Source organism: Rhodococcus sp. JVH1 (assembly GCF_000280725.2).
GTDB lineage: Bacteria > Actinomycetota > Actinomycetes > Mycobacteriales > Mycobacteriaceae > Rhodococcus_F > Rhodococcus_F jostii_A.
In genome coordinates, this window is sequence record NZ_CP166289.1 from 6,368,523 (window position 1) to 6,385,631 (window position 17,109).

The following is a 17,109-nucleotide window of genomic DNA, read 5'->3' on the forward strand; positions in this document are numbered from 1 at the left end:
GTCCGGACCGAGAGGATCCCGCCATCAGTACCTCCCGAGACGACCTGCCCGCGTTCACGTACCCCGAGGTGGGTGCGAGCCGCGACGTCCCCTTCCCCGCGGGATATCACCATCTGACCGAGCGGAAGGTGATCGGTTACGGGGCAGACGCATTCGACGCAGCCGCCACCTGCCTGTGCACCTGGGGGATGCACCGCGGCGCCGGGATCGACGTACGGGCCGACGCGCCGGCGGCCGCGCCCGGCACGTCGGTCGAACTGCGATGGGGCATCGGTCCGCTTCGGCTGACGTTCTCGTGCCGTGTCGTCTACGTGCTCGACGAACCGCACCGCAAGGGATTCGCCTACGGGACGCTGCCGGGCCACCCCGAGCGCGGCGAGGAGCGATTCGTCGTCGAACAGCGGCCGGACGGCACCGTGCTCGCGACCATCTCGGCGTTCTCCACACCGGATCGGTGGTTCACCCGGCTCGGTGGACCCGCCGGCCGGGTCGTGCAGAAGGTGATGACGCGCAAGTATCTGGAGGCGTTGGCCGAGGCCGCACGGTAGGCCGGAGCGTCCGGATCACGTATTCTCGTGGTTGGACCGGACCGGACGGGACCTTTGCAGTCCGACTGCCTGATCCGATGTGTCCCACCACTGACAGAGCTGGAGCCGCCGGAATGATGCCCGTACATCTACGCGACAGCGTGATTCCGAAGCACGAACAACTCCGTGCCATCCTGCTGCACAAGTGCACCAAGGAACTTCAGCCCGGCGACCTGATGACGAGTGAACGAAAGCTGATGCAGGACTACGGCGTCAGTCGCATCACGGTTCGTGAGGCGATCGGGCAGCTCGTCAACGAGGGTCACCTGGTGCGGGTGCGTGGCAAGGGCACGTTCGTGGCGCATCGTCCGGTGCAGTCGAAACTCCACCTGGCCTCGTTCACGGAGGAGATGCGGGCACAGGGGCACAAGCCGACGACGGTGGTGCTACAGAGCGAGGAGGACGCGGCGCCGGAGGCCACTGCGAAGGCGCTGCGCATCGCACCGGACACCAGTGCGTATCACGTCAAACGGTTGCGGCTGGCGGACGGCGAACCGGTCAGCGTCGACGACGGCTGGTTCAATGCGGCACTGCTTCCCGGCCTGCTGGACCTCGACCTCACCGGCTCGATCTACCGGGCGACCGCCGACAAGTACGGCATGCCGATCGACCGGGCGGAGCAGACCGTGAGCGCCGACGGGGCGAGCCAGGAGATCGCGACGTTGCTCGGCATCAAGAAGGGCGCCCCGGTGATGTACTTCGACCGCGTGTCCTTCAGTGGTCCCACACCGGTCGAGCACACCCGCAGCTGGTACCGGTCCGATCGCTATCAACTGCAGATGGAAGTTCAGGGGGAGCGGGCTCAGCGCAGCGTCTGAGCCACGAATACGACCGCGGTGTTCCCTCCGCGTCGTCAGCATTTGCTGAAGTGCGCCTCGATCACGCCCGTGCCGACCCGCCCCACGTCGAAGTTTCTACGGCGCCGTCCAGTCGAACAGGGCGTCGCCGGTGGCCACGTCGGATCCGATGGTGTCGGTGGACACCGAATCCGACTTGGAGTCCATGACGACGACCGGGCAGATGGCGGAGTATCCGGTGCCGTCGATCTCGGTCGGATCGAATCGCACCACGGGGTCGCCCGCGTCGACGTCGTCGCCTTCCGCTGCCAGCAGGGTGAACCCTTCGCCCTTCAGCTTCACGGTGTCGATTCCGAGGTGCACCAGCACACCGCCGCCGGCCGAGCCCAGGATGACGAACGCGTGCGGGTGCAGTTTGAGGATCTTGCCCGAGATCGGCGCGAGCACGTCGAGGGCGCCGCGGTCGCGCGGCGGATCGATCGCGACTCCGGAACCCACCATCTGTCCGGCGAACACGGGGTCGGGGACGTCGGCCAGGGCGAGCACGCGGCCGGGCAGTGGAGCTTGCACGGACAGGCTCACAGGATGTCCTCGATGTCCTCGGCCAGCGTGTCCGCCTCGGGGCCGACGATGACCTGGACGACGCTGCCCGCCTTCAAGACGCCGTGCGCGCCCGCGGCTTTGAGTGCGGCCTCGTCGACCTTGGCCCCGTCCTTGACCTCGGTGCGCAGGCGGGTGATGCAGGCCTCGATCTCGACGATGTTGTCGGCACCGCCGAGGCCGCTGATGATTGCGTCCGCTTTGGACATCGGTTCTCCCTCGTAGTTCGTGTTCGAGCCGCAGGTGAATGGTGCCGGATGGGTTAGCTGGATCACATTTGCCTGTTGACATCCTGTGCTCACCTGGTCAAACTAGCAACTGGTTATGACCGGACAGTACCCGTTGGGGGTGCTGGTCCACAATAGTTTTCCCGAAGCCGTACGACGCGCTCGCCGCCACCGGGTTCGGGACTCACCAGACGCCGATTCGGCGACCGAAGCGCACAGAGAAGGCCGATATGACTGTCGTAGACAGCCCGAAAAAGGAATCAGCGGTGTTTGCCGGGTTACAGCGCCTCGGGCGCAGCCTGATGCTGCCGATCGCGGTACTTCCCGCGGCCGGCATCTTGCTGCGGCTCGGCCAGGACGACCTCCTCGGCCGATTCGACTCGATGCACACCGCCGCGTCCGTCATCTCCGCAGCCGGCCAGGCAGTGTTCACCTGGCTGCCCCTCATCTTCGCGGTGGGCATCGCCATCGGATGGGCCAAGAAGGCCGACGGTTCCACCGCCCTGGCCGCAGTGGTCGGATACATGGTCATCAACGGCGTGTTCGAGGCCATGTCGCCGGTCGTCCTCGAAGGCAAGACCGATCCGAACGGCGACCAAGCGCTGATCAACTACGGTGTGCTCGCAGGCATCGTGATGGGTCTGCTGTCCGCGATTCTGTGGCAGCGGTTCTACCGCACCAAACTGCCCGACTACCTCGGATTCTTCAACGGGCGCAGGCTCGTTCCCATCCTCACCGCCGTCACCGGTCTCGTCGTCGGCGTCCTGATGGCGTTCCTGTACCCGGCCTTCAACTCCGCACTGACGTGGGTGGGCGAGTCCGTCGCCGAGAACTCCGTCGTCGGTGGCGGCATCTACGGCATGGCCAACCGCCTGCTCATCCCGACCGGACTGCACCACATCCTGAACTCCACCGTGTGGTTCCTCGTCGGCGACTACCAGAACGCGAGCGGTGAGCTCGTCCGCGGCGACCTCAACCGGTTCTTCGCCGGCGACCCGAGCGCAGGCATCTTCATGACCGGCTTCTTCCCGATCATGATGTTCGCCCTTCCCGCTGCCGCACTGGCGATCTGGCGCAACGCCCGGCCGTCGCAGAAGAAGGTCGTGGGTGGCATCATGCTCTCCACCGCGCTGACGGCGTTCCTCACCGGCATCACCGAGCCCCTCGAATTCGCGTTCATGTTCGTGGCCTGGCCGCTGTACCTGATCCACGCGTTCCTCACCGGCACGTCGATGGCGCTCGTCAACGCGCTCGGCATTCACGACGGATTCACGTTCTCCGCAGGCTTCTTCGACTACGTGCTCAACTTCGGCAAGGCCACCAACGCGTGGATGCTGATCCCCATCGGGCTCGGGTATGCGGTCATCTATTACGTCCTGTTCAGCTTCGTCATCAAGAAGTGGAACCTGCGCACTCCCGGTCGGGAGGACGACGCGGAAACGAACGCCGACACCGAAAAGGCAGGTCAGTGAGCATGGCTACACGAACGGTCCTCATCGGTTCCAAGGTCGGACTGCACGCCCGCCCCGCTGCGCAGTTCACCCAGGCCGCCGCGGCGGTACCGGTGGCAGTGCAGATCGCGGTAGGCGAGTCCGCGCCGGTGGACGCAGGCAGCATGCTCGCGGTGATGACCCTCGGCGCCGAATTCGGTACCGAGGTGACGATCACCGCGGAAGGGGAGGGCAGCGAGGAGGCTCTCGACCGCCTCGCAGACCTGCTCGCCTCCGACCTCGACGCCGCCTGATGTCGACGGCTACGGAAGTTCTCGTGCACGGCCTCGGGGTGAGTCCGGGACTGGTCTGCGCACCCTGGCTCGCGTTCGGGACACCGGTCGCGACGTCGGCCGAAGACCCTGTCGGCGAATCGATCACGGCCGAGGCCGCCCGCGTGCGGGACGCCCTGGCGACCGTGTCCGGCGACCTCGAAGCCCGCGCCGCCCAGGTGGACGGCGTCGCGTCCGAAATCCTGCTCGTGTCGGCGGCCATGGCCCGGGACCGGGGAATCGTGTCCGCCGCCGAGGAGAACCTTCGCGCCGGCATGCCGACGGCACACGCCGTGAGCGTCGCGTTCGACGGTTACTGCGCCAAACTCGAGGCACTCGGTGGGTACCTGGCCGAGCGCGTCGCAGACCTGCGTGACCTCGGGCATCGCGCGGTCGCGGTGCTGCTGGGAGTGCCGATGCCCGGCATCCCCGATCCCGGGTACCCGTTCGTTCTCGTCGCCCGGGACCTGTCGCCCGCGGACACCGCGATGCTCGGCGGCAGCGACGTGGTCGGTCTGCTCACCGCCGAGGGCGGGCCGACGAGTCACACTGCGATCCTGGCGAAATCGCTCGGCCTGCCGGCGATCGTGAACTGCGCCGACCTCGACGTGTTGGTCGAGGGAAGGCCGGTGGTGCTCGACGGGACGACCGGCGAGATCGTCGTCGACCCCGGCGACCCTCGGCAGGCAGAGGTGGCCGAGCAGCTCGCGGAGGCGCGAGCGCGGGTCGCGGCCACGAGTGGACCCGGCCGCACCCGGGACGGTGCACATGTCGGACTGCTCGTCAACATCGGCACCGTCGACGACGCCACCCGCGCCGCCACCGCGGATTCGGAGGGGGTCGGGCTGTTCCGCACCGAGTTCCTGTACCTCGGCAGGCAGATCGCGCCCACCCTCGACGAACAGATCGCCACCTACACGTCGGTGCTGGAGCAGTTCGCGGGACGCAAGGTGGTGGTCCGGACACTCGACAGCGGTTCCGACAAACCACTGCCGTTCCTCGACCTCGGCGCGGAGGAGAACCCGGCACTCGGCGTGCGGGGGCTGCGGGTCGGCACCGTCTACCCGGACGTTCTGGCCACCCAGTTGGAGGCGCTCGGCGCCGCGGCGGCCGTCACCGGCGCGGACCTGTGGGTGATGGCGCCGATGGTGGCGACGGCGGAGGAGGCGGAGGGCTTCGCCGCGCTCGCCCGCTCCCGCGGTATCGCCAGGGTCGGGGCGATGATCGAAATCCCCTCGGCAGCACTGCGTGCGCGTGACCTGCTCGAGCACCTCGATTTCGTCAGTATCGGGACCAACGACCTGAGTCAGTACACGTGTGCCGTGGACCGGATGGCAGGCAGTCTCGCCCCACTGCTCGACCCGTGGCAGCCCGCGGTCCTGGACCTGATCGGCCTGGTCGGCGCGGCAGGAGCGGAAGCAGGCACACCCGTCGGCGTCTGCGGGGAGGCCGCGTCCGATCCCGCGCTGGCGCCGGTGCTGGTCGGGCTGGGCGTCACCAGCCTGTCGATGGTGGCCCCGTCGCTGGGTGCCGTGCGTGCCAGTCTGGCCGACACCGACCTCGGCCTGTGCCGGGAGATGGCGGCCGCCGCACGGCGCGCACGGTCCCCGCAGGCCGCACGATCGGCGGTCGCCGCTCTCGCGTCCGGGGCGCGTCGATGATCCTGCGGGGCAAGGTCGTCGTGGAGGACGGCGTCATCGCCGACGGTGTGGTGACCACCGACGGCGACCGAATCTCCTGGGTCGGGTCCGCGGCGCAGTACCGCGGACAGGTGCCGCTGCCGGAACCGAGTTCCTCGATACTGCTGCCCGGTCTGATCGACCTGCACTGCCACGGCGGTGCCGGTGCGGGGTTTCCCAACACCGACGCCGACGGGGCGAGGCAGGCCGCGGACCATCACCGCGAGCACGGCACCACCGGACTGCTCGGCAGTCTCGTCTCGGCAGGGGAGCAGGACCTGCTCCGGCAGGCCGGGATTCTCGCCGATCTGGTGGAACGCGGTGAGCTCCTCGGGATCCACCTGGAGGGTCCGTTCATCTCCGGTGCCCGGTGCGGCGCGCAGGATCCCGCGTCCGTGATCCCCGGCGATCCCGGTCTCTTCGAAAGGATCTGCGACGCCGCGCGTGACACCGTCCGGTCGATGACGCTCGCGCCGGAGACTGCGCACTTCGGCGAACTTCTCGCCGCGATGCGCCGGCGTGACGTGCTACCCAGCCTCGGACACACCGACACCGACGCGGCGACCACGTCCGCGAGGATCGCCGACGCCGCCGGCGGCCCACTGACCGCCACCCACCTGTTCAACGCGATGCCGCCGCTGCATCACCGCGCGCCGGGACCGGTGGCCGCGTTCCTCGCAGCAGCCGGCCGCGGCGACATCGTCGTCGAACTGATCGCGGACGGAGTGCATCTCGCGGCCGAGACCGTGTCCATGGTGTTCGACACCGTCGGGCCCGACCAGATCGTCCTCGTCAGTGATGCCATGGCCGCCGCCGGTGTCACGGACGGCGACTACCAGCTCGGGCCCCTGGACGTGCGCGTCTCGCACGGTGTGGCCCGGCTCGCGACCGCCGACGGGTCCGAGGGGGCCATCGCGGGCGGCACCGCACGGCTGCTGGACGTGGTGCGCACCGCCGTCGTCGACAGCGGCATCGGACTCGTCGACGCCGTCGCTTCCGCCACCAGGACTCCGGCCCGGCTGCTCGGCCTGGAGTCCGACCGCGGCACCCTCGCCCCGGGCCGCCGCGCCGATATCGTCGTGACCGATCACCAACTGCGCCCCCGCGGCGTGTTCGTCGGCGGAATGCCCGCCGAAACGGAAGGACTCGCATGGAAATCGTAATCCGGCAGACACCGTCGGAGGTCAGCTCGACCGTCGCGGACATCGTCGAGGGATACGTACGACGCGGTCCGACGACGCTGGGCCTCGCGACCGGCTCGTCCCCGCTGGGGAGTTACCGGGAACTCGCACGCAGGCACCGTGAGTCCGGACTGGACTTCTCGGACGCTCGGGCCTTCCTGCTGGACGAGTACGTCGGACTTCCGAAAAGCCATGACCAGTCGTACTTCTCGGTGATTCGCTCGGAGTTCGTCGACCACGTCAACCTCGACACCGATCGCGTGCTCGGCCCGAACGGCGAATCGCCCGACATCGCGGAGGAAGGTGCGCGGTACGACGCAGCCATCGCCGAGGCAGGCGGCGTCGACGTGCAGCTTCTCGGCATCGGGACGGACGGCCACATCGGCTTCAACGAGCCGGGCTCCGCGCTGACCTCACGCACCCGCGTCAAGACCCTCACCGAGCAGACCCGCCTCGACAACGCGCGGTTCTTCGACAGCGTCGACGACGTCCCGCACCACGTCCTGACTCAGGGGCTGGGCACCATCAGCGAGGCCCGGCACCTGGTGATGATCGCGTTCGGCAAGGGCAAGGCCGAGGCGATCGCCGCAGCCACGGAAGGTCCGCTATCCGCGTTCTGCCCGGCATCGGTGATGCAGCTGCACCGGCACGTGACCGTCGTGATCGACGAAGCCGCAGCGAGCAAGCTGCAACTCGCCGACTATTACCGGTATGCGCTGGAACACAAGCCTTCCTGGCAGTCGTTCTAGATGACACCCGTACTCGAATTGGCGGTCCAGGACGTCGCGGGCGCCCGGATCGCACGACGTGCCGGCGCGGTGCGCGTCGAGTTGTGCACCGCACTCGGCGCGACCGGCGGGTTGACGCCGAGCATCGGGACGATCGAAGCGGTTGCGGCCCAGGGGATCGCGGTGCACCCGCTGATCCGTTGCCGGCCCGGCGGATTCGTCTATGACGCCGACGAGATCGCGGTCATGGCTCGCGACATCCTGGCCGCGGTGAACGCAGGCGCCTCCGGGGTCGTGCTCGGCGCACTCACTCCCGACATGTCCGTCGACCGCGACGCTCTGCGCCGCCTGCTCGACGGCATCGACCCGTACGCGGTCGAGGTGACGTTCCATCGTGCGATGGATGTCGTCGCCGACAGGGCGACCGCAGTCGACACGCTCGCGCGGTCGGGCATCGTCCGGGTTCTCACCTCGGGCGGAGCACCGCGGTGCATCGACGGTCTCGAAGCCCTGTCCGGCATGGTCGCTCACGCGCACGGGCGGATCCAAGTGATGGCCGGTGGCGGGATCCGCGTCGAGGACATCGCCGCCGTCGCAGGCACCGGGGTCGACGCCGTGCACCTCTCCGCCCGCCGCACCGTCGCCGACAACGGCGGACCGGGCGGTGGGTCCGGCGGTTACGACGCCGTCGACGAAACCCTCGCCCAGGCAGCGGCGGTGGCGCTGGGGCGCTGACTTCGGTGGCTCCCTGTTGCCTCATGTCACGATGCCCGCGAAGTCTGATTCGTTGACTCATCCAGAAATGCCCCCGTGGCAGCGGCTTCTCTCGTTGGTGTGGCGGTGGCGGTGGCGAGGGCGATGAGCTCGGTGGTCAATGCCTGTATTTGACGTTGGACGGCGGTGGGGTTGATCGGGAGTATCTGTCGGCGAGGATTGCTTGTCCTCTCCGGTGACGGCCTCGTGCTGGTCTGCACGCCGATGCGGAGTGGTGGCGATCTCGTACTTCTTGATCACCTTCGCGCCGTCACGTTCTTTCGACACCAGTTTCTGCGGCAGGTAGAAGGAGTTTGTCAGCTGCGACTGCAGCACCCAAATCTGATTGAGCAGCAACAACTCTGCAGAGGTGACCGCTGCGCCGGCATTCTCGGGTGAGGCGACGGATGGACTACGCGGGGCATCTCTGAAGAGTCAACGCGGACTATTGCCACGGGGTAGGGGCTGTTGTTATAATCGAACATACATTCGAATAACCTTGGGGGAGGTTGGTTGTGGGGGCATTACTTCTCGAGGAATTGCGCGCATTCACGGCGCGGTTGCAATGTGCCGAGGCGGCGAGTGGTGATGCGGGATTGGGCATCGATCTGCTCGACGCGATCGAGACGTTGAAGTCCGTCGGGTGCGCGGCGCAGGAGGTGATCACCGACGATGTGGCGACGAGTATCCGCGCGGACCGCAAGGCTGCCGGGTTGCCGCGGGCGGAGTGGGACCGCGGCATCGCGTCGCAGATTGCGTTGGCGCGCAGGGATCCCCGAACCGCGGCGGCCGGCATGTGGGGTTTGCGCAGGCGTCGGTGCACGAGATGCCGCACACCCTGGCGATGTTGCAGACCGGCCGGCTGAACGAATGGCGTGCCACCCTGCTGGTGCGCGAAACAGCCTGCCTGTCCGCGGCCGATCGGGCGATCGTGGACCGTAGGTTGTGCTCGGACCCGGCCACTCTCGACGGCGCCGGCGACCGCGGTCTGATCGCACGGGCGAAAGCATTGGCGGTGGAACTCGATGCCGCGGGGGTCGTGGCCCGGCATCGCAAAGCGGTGTCGGAGCGTCGGGTGACGACACGGCCGGCGCCGGACTCGATGGCCTATCTGAGCGTGCTGATGCCGGTCGAACAGGCGGTGTGTTTGCAGGCCACGCTGGGTCGGGACGCGGACAGTCTCATTGCGAGCGGGAACAGCGGTGGCCGCACCCGCAATCAGCTGATGGTGGATCTGTTGTTCGACCGCGGCACCGGGCAGGCGGTGGCGTCGAGGGTTCCGGTGGCGGTGAATCTGGTGCTCTCGGACGAGACCCTGCTGGCGGGCGGGTGCGAGGCGGCGCAGTTGCAGGGGTTCGGGCCGGTGCCGGCGGCAATCGTGCGGCAGTTGGTGGCCGATTCTGTCGATGCCGACGCGGAGACGTCGTTGCGGCGGGTGTATTCGTGCCCGCAGTCAGGGGCGTTGACGGCGATGGAGTCGCAGTCGCGCACGTTCCCGAAGGGCCTGCGAAAGCTGATCGACCTGAGGGATCGGACGTGCCGCACCCCGTGGTGTGACGCGCCGATCCGGCACCACGACCACATCCGGTCACGCCGAAAGCACGGGGCGACCAGCGTGCACAACGGGTCCGGGCTGTGTGAGGCGTGCAATTATGCGAAGGAGGCTCCGGGGTGGACGGCCCGCCCGATACACCGCCCTGGCCGCACCCATCTCCTCGACCTGGGCACCCCGACCGGGCACCACTACCGGTCGGCGGCCCCGCCGCTCCCGGCCGCAGCGCGGCAGTCGGAGGTCGAGGCGGTGCTCATCGCACAATTGCGTGCGTCTTGACCCGGCGGCCACGGGATTCGTCGTAGGGTCGTGGCATGGCCAGCTGGAATGAGTTCGCCGAAGCTGCTCCGCGGATTGCCGCTATCTTCTCCCGCCGGCACGCGGCGACCGGAAACCTGTGCATGCTCGGCACCCTTCGCTCCGACGGATTCCCGCGGATCAGCCCGGTCGAGCCGAGGTTCTTCGAGAATCAGTTGTGGATCGCCGGAATGCCGAACACGACGAAGTTCCGGGATCTGGCTCGCGATCCGCGCTTCTGCCTGCATACCGCGACCGTTGATACCGAGGTGAAGGAGGGTGACGCAAAACTGTGGGGGGTCGTCGACGACGTCCAGGACAAGGCCCTGCATCAGCGTTTCGCACAGGCGCTGTTCGACGAGACCGGGTTCGACATCCGGGGGCAGGAATTCGATCACTGCTACCGAGCCGACCTGACCGGGGGCTCGGCAGTGGAGGTCGGCGACGGCCACATGGACATCACCATCTGGAAACCGGGAGAGCCCGAACACGTCGTGCGGAAGCACTGACTGCTCACTCCGGCCACGGCACCACCGTCAAACGGGGCCATTCCTTCTGCCACCGGGCGGCTTTGGATTCGTACACCTCCCGCGCGGCGAGGACGGGGTTCGGGCGCAGGATCATGTCGAAGAGGTCGGTGAATCCGTTCGTTTCTGACCTCGACGCGCACGTCGAGGTCGTTCTGGAACACGGCGCCTGCGGTCAGGTACCACTCCGAGAGGCCGAGTTGGGGTGCGCGGTCCAGGATGGTGGTAATGCACGGGTTGGTCCGAAGGATGCGGACGAAGTTCCGCTCCTCGGGAGGGCGGCTCTGCATGATCCGATCGTATGGCCTGGACATACATGGACATCCAACTATAGGATGGGCTACATATTCGGAACTCCTTCATCATCGAGCAAGAAACGGGTTCGCACAATGGTTCAAGAGCTATCCCACTTCGTCGGCGGCAAGCGCGTCCCCGGTGCCTCCAACAAGTTCGGCGACGTCTACGACCCCAACACCGGTGAGGTCCAGGCGCGCGTGCCTCTCGCCGACAAGGCCGAGACCGAGGCGATCATCGCGAACGCGGTGGATGCTCAGCGGGAATGGGCGCTGTTCAACCCGCAGAAGCGGGCCCGCGTCCTGATGAAGTTCCTCCAGCTCGTGCAGGAGGAGATGGATTCGCTGGCGCGCCTCCTGTCGTCCGAGCACGGCAAGACGATCCCCGACGCGAAGGGCGACATCCAGCGCGGCCTCGAGGTCATCGAGTTCGCCCTCGGCGCCCCGCACCTGCTCAAGGGTGAGTACACGGAATCCGCCGGAACCGGCATCGACGTGTACTCGATGCGTCAGCCGCTCGGCGTCGTCGCGGGCATCACGCCCTTCAACTTCCCGGCCATGATCCCGCTGTGGAAGGCCGGTCCCGCGCTGGCCGCCGGTAACGCGTTCATCCTCAAGCCGTCCGAGCGCGACCCGTCGGTGCCGCTGCGTCTGGCCGAGCTGTTCCTCGAGGCCGGTCTGCCCGCAGGCGTGTTCAACGTGGTCAACGGTGACAAGGAAGTGGTGGACGTCCTGCTCACCGACGACCGCGTCAAGGCTGTCGGCTTCGTCGGTTCCACGCCGATCGCGCAGTACATCTACGAGACCGCTGCGGCCCACGGCAAGCGTGCGCAGTGCTTCGGTGGCGCGAAGAACCACGCGATCATCATGCCCGACGCCGACCTCGACGAGGTGGCCGACGCCCTCATCGGCGCAGGTTACGGCTCCGCGGGTGAGCGCTGCATGGCGATTTCCGTCGCGGTCCCGGTGGGCGAGGAGACGGCGGATGCGCTGGTCGCCAAGCTGACCGAACGGGTCGGCAAGCTCACGATCGGCCGCAGCGACGACGAGTCCGCCGACTTCGGTCCGCTCGTCAGCAAGGACGCCCTCGAGCGGGTGAACAACTACATCCAGATCGGCATCGACGAGGGCGCGGAGGCCGTGATCGACGGCCGCGGCTTCACCCTCGAGGGCCACGAGAACGGCTTCTTCGCCGGCGCGACCCTGTTCGACAAGGTCACCACCGACATGCGCGTCTACAAGGAAGAGATCTTCGGACCCGTCCTGCTCGTCGCCCGCGCCGCGGACTACGAGGAAGCACTCCGCCTGCCCACCGAGCACGAGTACGGCAACGGCGTCGCGATCTTCACCCGCGACGGCGACACCGCCCGCGACTTCACCAACCGCGTGAACGTCGGCATGGTCGGCGTCAACGTCCCGATCCCCGTGCCGATCGCGTACCACACGTTCGGCGGCTGGAAGCGCTCCGGCTTCGGCGACCTGAACCAGCACGGTCCCGACTCCTTCCGCTTCTACACCAAGACCAAGACCGTGACGCAGCGTTGGCCCTCAGGCAAGAAGGAAGAGACCAACCACTTCGTCATCCCCACCATGAACTGAACGGACCTCCATGTTCACCTTGACTGATGACGAGCGGGCGATCAGCGACACTGCCCGCGACTTCGCGGCCGAGCATCTCGCGCCTCACGCCGTGGAATGGGATCAGGCCAAGCATTTCCCCGTGGATGTCCTGCGTAAGGCGGCGTCGTTGGGGATGGGTGGGATCTACATCCGTGAGGACGTGGGGGGATCCGAGCTCACTCGTGTCGATGCGGCCCGGATCTTCGAGCAGCTCGCGAAGGGGTGCCCGTCGATCGCCGCCTACATCTCGATCCACAACATGGTGACGTGGATGATCGACCGGTTCGGCACCGACGAGCAGCGCCGTGCGTGGGTGCCGGGGCTGTGTTCGATGGATCAGCTCGGCAGTTACTGCCTGACCGAGCCGGGTGCCGGTTCGGATGCGGCGGCGTTGAGTACCCGGGCGGTCCGCGACGGCGACGACTACGTGCTCAACGGGGTCAAGCAGTTCATCTCCGGTGCCGGCACCTCGGAGGTGTATGTGGTGATGGCCCGCACCGGGGAGGGTGGGCCCCGCGGGATTTCGGCGTTCATCGTCCCGAAGGGTTCGCCGGGTCTGTCGTTCGGGCCGAACGAGGTGAAGATGGGCTGGAACGCCCAGCCCACCCGTCAGGTGATCTTCGAGGACGTGCGGGTGCCGGCGGGCAACCTGCTCGGTTCCGAGGGTGGTGGGTTCCGGATCGCGATGGCGGGCCTGAACGGGGGCCGGCTCAACATCGCGGCGTGTTCGGTGGGCGGCGCGCAGACCGCGCTGGAGCGGGCCGTCGCCTACCTGGCGGACCGGAAGGCGTTCGGTGCGCCGTTGCTCGACTCGCAGGCCCTGCAGTTCCAGCTCGCCGACATGCGCACCGAACTGGAGGCGGCCCGCACCCTGCTGTGGCGGGCGGCGGCCGCGCTCGAGGACGGCGCTCCGGACGTCGTCGAGCTGTGTGCGATGGCCAAGCGCTTCGCCACCGACACCGGTTTCGAGGTGGCGAACCGGGCGCTGCAGCTGCACGGGGGGTACGGCTATCTTGCGGAGTACGGAATCGAGAAGATCGTCCGCGACCTGCGGGTCCACCAGATCCTCGAGGGCAGCAACGAGATCATGCGGGTGGTCATCGCCCGCAGCGTCATCGGAAACAGAGGAGCATGATGATTGCTGAATCCGAGGTAATTGTCGAGAAGCGGGACGGGTTGGGCCGGATCGTGCTCAATCGGCCCCGGGCGATCAACGCCCTCAATCATGCGATGGTGCGGCAGATCGCGGCGGCGTTGGCCGAGTGGTCCGGCGATGACGCGGTGCGGGCGGTGGTGATCACCGGTGCCGGCGAGCGTGGCCTGTGCGCCGGCGGCGACATCGTCTCGATCTACCACGACGCGAAGGACGGGGGCACCGGTTCGCGGGAGTTCTGGCGCGAGGAGTACCTCCTCAACGCGGCCATCGCGAACTACGGCAAGCCGTATGTGGCGATCATGGACGGCATCGTGATGGGCGGCGGCGTCGGGGTGTCGGCGCACGGCAGCGTGCGGATCGTCACCGAGCGGTCGATGATCGGCATGCCCGAGACCGGGATCGGTTTCGTCCCCGATGTCGGGGGCACCTACCTGCTCGCCCGCACCCCGGGTGAGCTGGGCACGCACATCGCCCTGACCACCGCCCGGCTCGGTGCCGGCGACGCGATCGCCTGCGGGTTCGCCGACCACTTCATCCCGTCCGGGAAGATCGAGCGGTTCCTCGACGCACTGTCGACCACGCCGGTTCAGGAGGCGCTCGCACAGTTCACCGAACCGGCTCCCGCCTCGGAACTGCTGGCGCAGCGGGGCTGGATCGACGCCGCGTACTCGGCGAACAGTGTCGCCGACATCGTCGCGCGCCTGCAGGCCAGTGGGGTGCCCGAGGCGGAGAAGGCGGCCGAGCAGGTGCGGGCGAAGTCGCCGACCGCGTGCGCGGTCACCCTGACATCGCTGCGCCGCGCCCGGCGGGCCGGCAGCCTCGAGGAAGTCCTCAACGACGAATTCCGGGTGTCCGTCGCCTGCCTGAACTCACCCGACCTCGTCGAGGGCATCCGCGCGCAGGTCGTGGACAAGGACCGCAACCCGCAATGGTCGCCCGCCACCATCGAGGAGGTCGACGAAGCGCAGGTCGACGCGTTCTTCGCCCCACTCGGCGACCTCGAACTCGGGCTCACGGCCCCGCAGCGCCAGCACTGACCACCAGCCACACGCGTCCAGGAGGGACTGCTATGAGCACTACCGTCGGATTTCTGGGACTCGGCCACATGGGTGGCCCCATGGCGGCCAACCTCGTCAAGGCGGGGCACACGGTGGTCGGCTTCGACCTCGCGCCCGCCGCACTCGAACAGGCAGTGAAAGACGGTGTCACCGTCGCTGATTCGGCCGTCGAGGCCGTGCGTGAGGTGGACGTCGTGATCACGATGCTGCCGAGCGGCAAGCACGTTCTCGGGCTCTACGCGGAGATCCTGCCCGCCGCGAAGCCGGGCACCCTGTTCATCGATTCGTCCACCATCGACGTCGCGGACGCCCGGGCGGCGCACGACGAGGCGGTCGAGGCGGGCCACCGTTCGGTGGACGCACCCGTCTCCGGTGGCGTCGTCGGCGCCACCGCGGGAACGCTCGCGTTCATGGTCGGCGGCACGGCGGACGACTTCGAGTCCGCGAAGCCGCTGCTCGACGTGATGGGCAAGAAGGTCGTCCACTGCGGAGACCCGGGCAACGGTCAGGCCGCGAAGATCTGTAACAACATGATTCTGGGCGTGTCGATGATCGCCGTCAGCGAGGCGTTCGTCCTCGGCGAGAAGCTGGGTCTGAGCAACCAGGCCCTGTTCGACGTCGCGTCCAACGCGTCGGGTCAGTGCTGGGCGCTCACCACCAACTGTCCTGTGCCCGGACCGGTTCCGACGAGCCCGGCCAACAACGACTACCAGCCGGGCTTCGCGGCCGCGCTGATGGACAAGGATCTCGGTCTCGCCGCGAATGCGCTGAAGACCAACGGCGTCGAGGCGGACCTCGGGCTGCGTGCCGCGGAGCTGTACAGCCGGTTCCACGCCGCCGGTGGTGGTGGCCAGGACTTCTCGGCCATCATCAACGACATCCGTGACCGTTCTACCAAGGGAGACCAGTGACCGACTTCGAGACCATCCTGCTCGAACGCAAGGGCCGGGTGGGGATCATCACCCTCAATCGTCCGAAAGCGCTCAACGCCCTGAACTCCGCGCTGATGCGCGAGGTCGTGTCGGCGGTGGAGGAGTTGGAGAAGGATTCGGCGATCGGTGCCATTGTGATCACCGGTTCCGATCGCGCATTCGCGGCGGGCGCCGACATCAAGGAGATGCAGCCCAAGTCGTACATGGACGTCTACCTGGACGACTTCTTCGCCGCGTGGGATCGGCTTGCCGCGGCCCGCAAGCCGACGATCGCTGCCGTCGCCGGTTACGCACTCGGCGGCGGATGCGAGCTGGCGATGCTCTGCGACATCCTGATCGCCGCCGACACCGCGAAGTTCGGTCAGCCGGAGATCAAGCTCGGTGTCATCCCCGGCATCGGCGGTTCGCAGCGGCTGACGCGCGCGGTGGGTAAGGCCAAGGCCATGGAATTGTGCCTGACCGGCCGGAACATGGACGCCGAGGAAGCCGAACGCGCCGGACTGGTGTCGCGGATCGTGCCCGCCGCGGATCTCCTGGACGAGGCGCTGCAGACGGCGACCACCATCGCCGAGATGTCGCTTCCGGTCGCGATGATGGCGAAGGAAGCCGTGAACCGCTCGTTCGAGACGACCCTCACAGAGGGTGTCCGGTTCGAGCGTCGGGTGTTCCATTCGACGTTCGCCACCGAGGATCAGAAGGAAGGGATGGCGGCGTTCGTCGAGAAGCGTGCGCCAGTATTCAAGCACCGCTAGAAGCCCTGAAAACGACTGTCGCCCCGCACCGGGATCCGGTGCGGGGCGACAGTCGTCTCTCACCACTTGGTGGGGGCGTCCCCGGTGTCGAAATCGCCTGCCTCGCGGCGCAGTTCGGCGAGGATCGTGACCAGCTGCTCCAGCTTGTCGCCGGACACCCCGGGGCGCGAGAACACCTGGGCGTTGAGTCGCTCGGTGGACTCGACAGCCAGTTTCCTTCCCGCGTCGGTGATTTCGATCAGGGTGGCGCGGCGATCGCTCGGATGCGGGACACGCCGCACGAGGTTCGCAGTCTCGAGCCGGTCGACGGCGTTGGTGACGCTCGTGGGGTGAACCTGAAGGCGCGCGCTGGCCTTCGCCATCGGGAGCGCGCCCGTGCGCGTGAACGTCAGCAGTGTCAGCAATTCGTACCGGGCGAAAGTGAGCCCCGACGGCTTGAGCACCTCTTCCACCCTGGCCATCATGATCTGCTGTGCCCGCATCACCGAGGTCACCGCGGCCATGCCGTCGGCGACATCACCCCAGCCGTGCTTCGTCCACTGCCGGTGGGCCTCTTCGATGGGGTCGAGATGAAGTGGTGACGGTGGTGGCATGCGTCGATCATCCCA

Annotated in this window: 19 protein-coding genes and 1 pseudogene; 15 read left to right on the plus strand and 5 right to left on the minus strand. The window is 67.6% G+C overall.

Features of this window, described 5'->3' with window-relative positions:
• Positions 1-68 precede the first annotated feature (68 nt).
• On the plus strand, positions 69-548 hold the full coding sequence (locus JVH1_RS29565) for a DUF1990 family protein (protein WP_009474239.1): 480 nt from the start codon (positions 69-71) through the stop codon (positions 546-548).
• A 113-nt stretch (positions 549-661) separates the two neighbouring features.
• Positions 662-1,405 (plus strand): GntR family transcriptional regulator, encoded by a 744-nt coding sequence (locus JVH1_RS29570; protein ID WP_005265200.1) that lies wholly within the window; start codon positions 662-664, stop codon positions 1,403-1,405.
• Positions 1,406-1,501: 96 nt separating this feature from the next.
• Here JVH1_RS29570 and JVH1_RS29575 read toward each other — a convergent pair whose 3' ends face one another.
• Positions 1,502-1,966 carry a PTS glucose transporter subunit IIA gene (locus JVH1_RS29575; protein ID WP_011594521.1) on the minus strand — a complete coding sequence of 155 codons (465 nt, stop codon included), beginning with the start codon at positions 1,964-1,966 and terminating at the stop codon, positions 1,502-1,504.
• Positions 1,963-2,193: a glucose PTS transporter subunit EIIB gene (locus JVH1_RS29580; protein WP_005563039.1), complete on the minus strand. Its 231-nt coding sequence runs from the start codon at positions 2,191-2,193 to the stop codon at positions 1,963-1,965. The genes JVH1_RS29575 and JVH1_RS29580 overlap by 4 nt, the downstream gene beginning before the upstream one ends.
• 248 nt (positions 2,194-2,441) lie before the next feature.
• On the opposite strand from JVH1_RS29580, the gene JVH1_RS29585 reads away from it, so the two are divergent.
• The 6 genes from JVH1_RS29585 to JVH1_RS29610 are packed head-to-tail and all read left to right on the plus strand — an operon-like array spanning position 2,442 to position 8,296.
• Entirely contained in the window at positions 2,442-3,683 is a 1,242-nt protein-coding gene (locus JVH1_RS29585) for a PTS transporter subunit EIIC (RefSeq protein WP_050787260.1), read from the plus strand.
• A 2-nt stretch (positions 3,684-3,685) separates the two neighbouring features.
• Positions 3,686-3,955, plus strand: a complete 270-nt coding sequence (locus JVH1_RS29590) for an HPr family phosphocarrier protein (protein WP_037197193.1) — start codon at positions 3,686-3,688, stop codon at positions 3,953-3,955.
• Complete coding sequence (gene ptsP / locus JVH1_RS29595; RefSeq protein ID WP_043778544.1) at positions 3,955-5,634, plus strand: phosphoenolpyruvate--protein phosphotransferase; 1,680 nt, start codon at positions 3,955-3,957, stop codon at positions 5,632-5,634. Before JVH1_RS29590 ends, ptsP begins: the two co-directional genes overlap by 1 nt.
• Positions 5,631-6,815 carry an N-acetylglucosamine-6-phosphate deacetylase gene (locus tag JVH1_RS29600; protein ID WP_009474235.1) on the plus strand — a complete coding sequence of 395 codons (1,185 nt, stop codon included), beginning with the start codon at positions 5,631-5,633 and terminating at the stop codon, positions 6,813-6,815. Before ptsP ends, JVH1_RS29600 begins: the two co-directional genes overlap by 4 nt.
• Entirely contained in the window at positions 6,803-7,582 is a 780-nt protein-coding gene (nagB, locus tag JVH1_RS29605) for a glucosamine-6-phosphate deaminase (RefSeq protein WP_009474234.1), read from the plus strand. Before JVH1_RS29600 ends, nagB begins: the two co-directional genes overlap by 13 nt.
• A complete protein-coding gene (locus JVH1_RS29610; RefSeq protein ID WP_009474233.1) occupies positions 7,583-8,296 on the plus strand; it encodes a copper homeostasis protein CutC in 714 nt (237 codons plus the stop codon).
• Positions 8,297-8,353: 57 nt separating this feature from the next.
• Here the strand turns inward: JVH1_RS29610 and JVH1_RS29615 are convergent, their stop codons facing one another.
• Positions 8,354-8,671: a hypothetical protein gene (locus tag JVH1_RS29615; RefSeq protein ID WP_157173956.1), complete on the minus strand. Its 318-nt coding sequence runs from the start codon at positions 8,669-8,671 to the stop codon at positions 8,354-8,356.
• A gap of 158 nt (positions 8,672-8,829) precedes the next feature.
• Here JVH1_RS29615 and JVH1_RS29620 point away from each other — a divergent pair.
• A pseudogene (locus tag JVH1_RS29620) lies at positions 8,830-10,145 on the plus strand (HNH endonuclease).
• Positions 10,146-10,180: 35 nt separating this feature from the next.
• Positions 10,181-10,672: a pyridoxamine 5'-phosphate oxidase family protein gene (locus JVH1_RS29625; RefSeq protein ID WP_005252867.1), complete on the plus strand. Its 492-nt coding sequence runs from the start codon at positions 10,181-10,183 to the stop codon at positions 10,670-10,672.
• A gap of 4 nt (positions 10,673-10,676) precedes the next feature.
• Here the strand turns inward: JVH1_RS29625 and JVH1_RS29630 are convergent, their stop codons facing one another.
• A complete protein-coding gene (locus JVH1_RS29630; RefSeq protein WP_237726852.1) occupies positions 10,677-10,787 on the minus strand; it encodes a nucleotidyltransferase family protein in 111 nt (36 codons plus the stop codon).
• A 292-nt stretch (positions 10,788-11,079) separates the two neighbouring features.
• Between JVH1_RS29630 and JVH1_RS29635 the strand changes: the two genes are divergently transcribed.
• The 5 genes from JVH1_RS29635 to JVH1_RS29655 are packed head-to-tail and all read left to right on the plus strand — an operon-like array spanning position 11,080 to position 16,501.
• The gene (locus JVH1_RS29635) at positions 11,080-12,582 is read left to right on the plus strand and encodes a CoA-acylating methylmalonate-semialdehyde dehydrogenase (RefSeq protein WP_005564060.1); all 1,503 of its coding nucleotides are present in this window, start codon (positions 11,080-11,082) and stop codon (positions 12,580-12,582) included.
• A 10-nt stretch (positions 12,583-12,592) separates the two neighbouring features.
• On the plus strand, positions 12,593-13,738 hold the full coding sequence (locus JVH1_RS29640) for an isobutyryl-CoA dehydrogenase (protein WP_009480662.1): 1,146 nt from the start codon (positions 12,593-12,595) through the stop codon (positions 13,736-13,738).
• Positions 13,738-14,796 (plus strand): enoyl-CoA hydratase/isomerase family protein, encoded by a 1,059-nt coding sequence (locus JVH1_RS29645; RefSeq protein ID WP_371113099.1) that lies wholly within the window; start codon positions 13,738-13,740, stop codon positions 14,794-14,796. Before JVH1_RS29640 ends, JVH1_RS29645 begins: the two co-directional genes overlap by 1 nt.
• On the plus strand, positions 14,688-15,728 hold the full coding sequence (mmsB, locus tag JVH1_RS29650) for a 3-hydroxyisobutyrate dehydrogenase (protein ID WP_272942751.1): 1,041 nt from the start codon (positions 14,688-14,690) through the stop codon (positions 15,726-15,728). Before JVH1_RS29645 ends, mmsB begins: the two co-directional genes overlap by 109 nt.
• On the plus strand, positions 15,725-16,501 hold the full coding sequence (locus JVH1_RS29655) for an enoyl-CoA hydratase (RefSeq protein WP_009474225.1): 777 nt from the start codon (positions 15,725-15,727) through the stop codon (positions 16,499-16,501). Before mmsB ends, JVH1_RS29655 begins: the two co-directional genes overlap by 4 nt.
• Before the next feature lie 59 nt (positions 16,502-16,560).
• Here JVH1_RS29655 and JVH1_RS29660 read toward each other — a convergent pair whose 3' ends face one another.
• A complete protein-coding gene (locus tag JVH1_RS29660) occupies positions 16,561-17,094 on the minus strand; it encodes a MarR family winged helix-turn-helix transcriptional regulator (RefSeq protein ID WP_009474224.1) in 534 nt (177 codons plus the stop codon).
• Positions 17,095-17,109: the final 15 nt, after the last annotated feature.

What these genes read in the sequence shown, in the direction of transcription:
- JVH1_RS29570 (WP_005265200.1), top strand. Translation starts at nt 662, where the DNA reads ATGATGCCCGTACATCTACGCGACAGCGTGATTCCGAAGCACGAACAA.
- JVH1_RS29580 (WP_005563039.1), bottom strand. Translation starts at nt 2,193, where the DNA reads ATGTCCAAAGCGGACGCAATCATCAGCGGCCTCGGCGGTGCCGACAAC.
- JVH1_RS29585 (WP_050787260.1), top strand. Translation starts at nt 2,442, where the DNA reads ATGACTGTCGTAGACAGCCCGAAAAAGGAATCAGCGGTGTTTGCCGGG.
- JVH1_RS29590 (WP_037197193.1), top strand. Translation starts at nt 3,686, where the DNA reads ATGGCTACACGAACGGTCCTCATCGGTTCCAAGGTCGGACTGCACGCC.
- ptsP (WP_043778544.1), top strand. Translation starts at nt 3,955, where the DNA reads ATGTCGACGGCTACGGAAGTTCTCGTGCACGGCCTCGGGGTGAGTCCG.
- JVH1_RS29600 (WP_009474235.1), top strand. Translation starts at nt 5,631, where the DNA reads ATGATCCTGCGGGGCAAGGTCGTCGTGGAGGACGGCGTCATCGCCGAC.
- nagB (WP_009474234.1), top strand. Translation starts at nt 6,803, where the DNA reads ATGGAAATCGTAATCCGGCAGACACCGTCGGAGGTCAGCTCGACCGTC.
- JVH1_RS29610 (WP_009474233.1), top strand. Translation starts at nt 7,583, where the DNA reads ATGACACCCGTACTCGAATTGGCGGTCCAGGACGTCGCGGGCGCCCGG.
- JVH1_RS29625 (WP_005252867.1), top strand. Translation starts at nt 10,181, where the DNA reads ATGGCCAGCTGGAATGAGTTCGCCGAAGCTGCTCCGCGGATTGCCGCT.
- JVH1_RS29630 (WP_237726852.1), bottom strand. Translation starts at nt 10,787, where the DNA reads ATGATCCTGCGCCCGAACCCCGTCCTCGCCGCGCGGGAGGTGTACGAA.
- JVH1_RS29635 (WP_005564060.1), top strand. Translation starts at nt 11,080, where the DNA reads ATGGTTCAAGAGCTATCCCACTTCGTCGGCGGCAAGCGCGTCCCCGGT.
- JVH1_RS29640 (WP_009480662.1), top strand. Translation starts at nt 12,593, where the DNA reads ATGTTCACCTTGACTGATGACGAGCGGGCGATCAGCGACACTGCCCGC.
- JVH1_RS29645 (WP_371113099.1), top strand. Translation starts at nt 13,738, where the DNA reads ATGATTGCTGAATCCGAGGTAATTGTCGAGAAGCGGGACGGGTTGGGC.
- mmsB (WP_272942751.1), top strand. Translation starts at nt 14,688, where the DNA reads ATGGTCGCCCGCCACCATCGAGGAGGTCGACGAAGCGCAGGTCGACGC.
- JVH1_RS29660 (WP_009474224.1), bottom strand. Translation starts at nt 17,094, where the DNA reads ATGCCACCACCGTCACCACTTCATCTCGACCCCATCGAAGAGGCCCAC.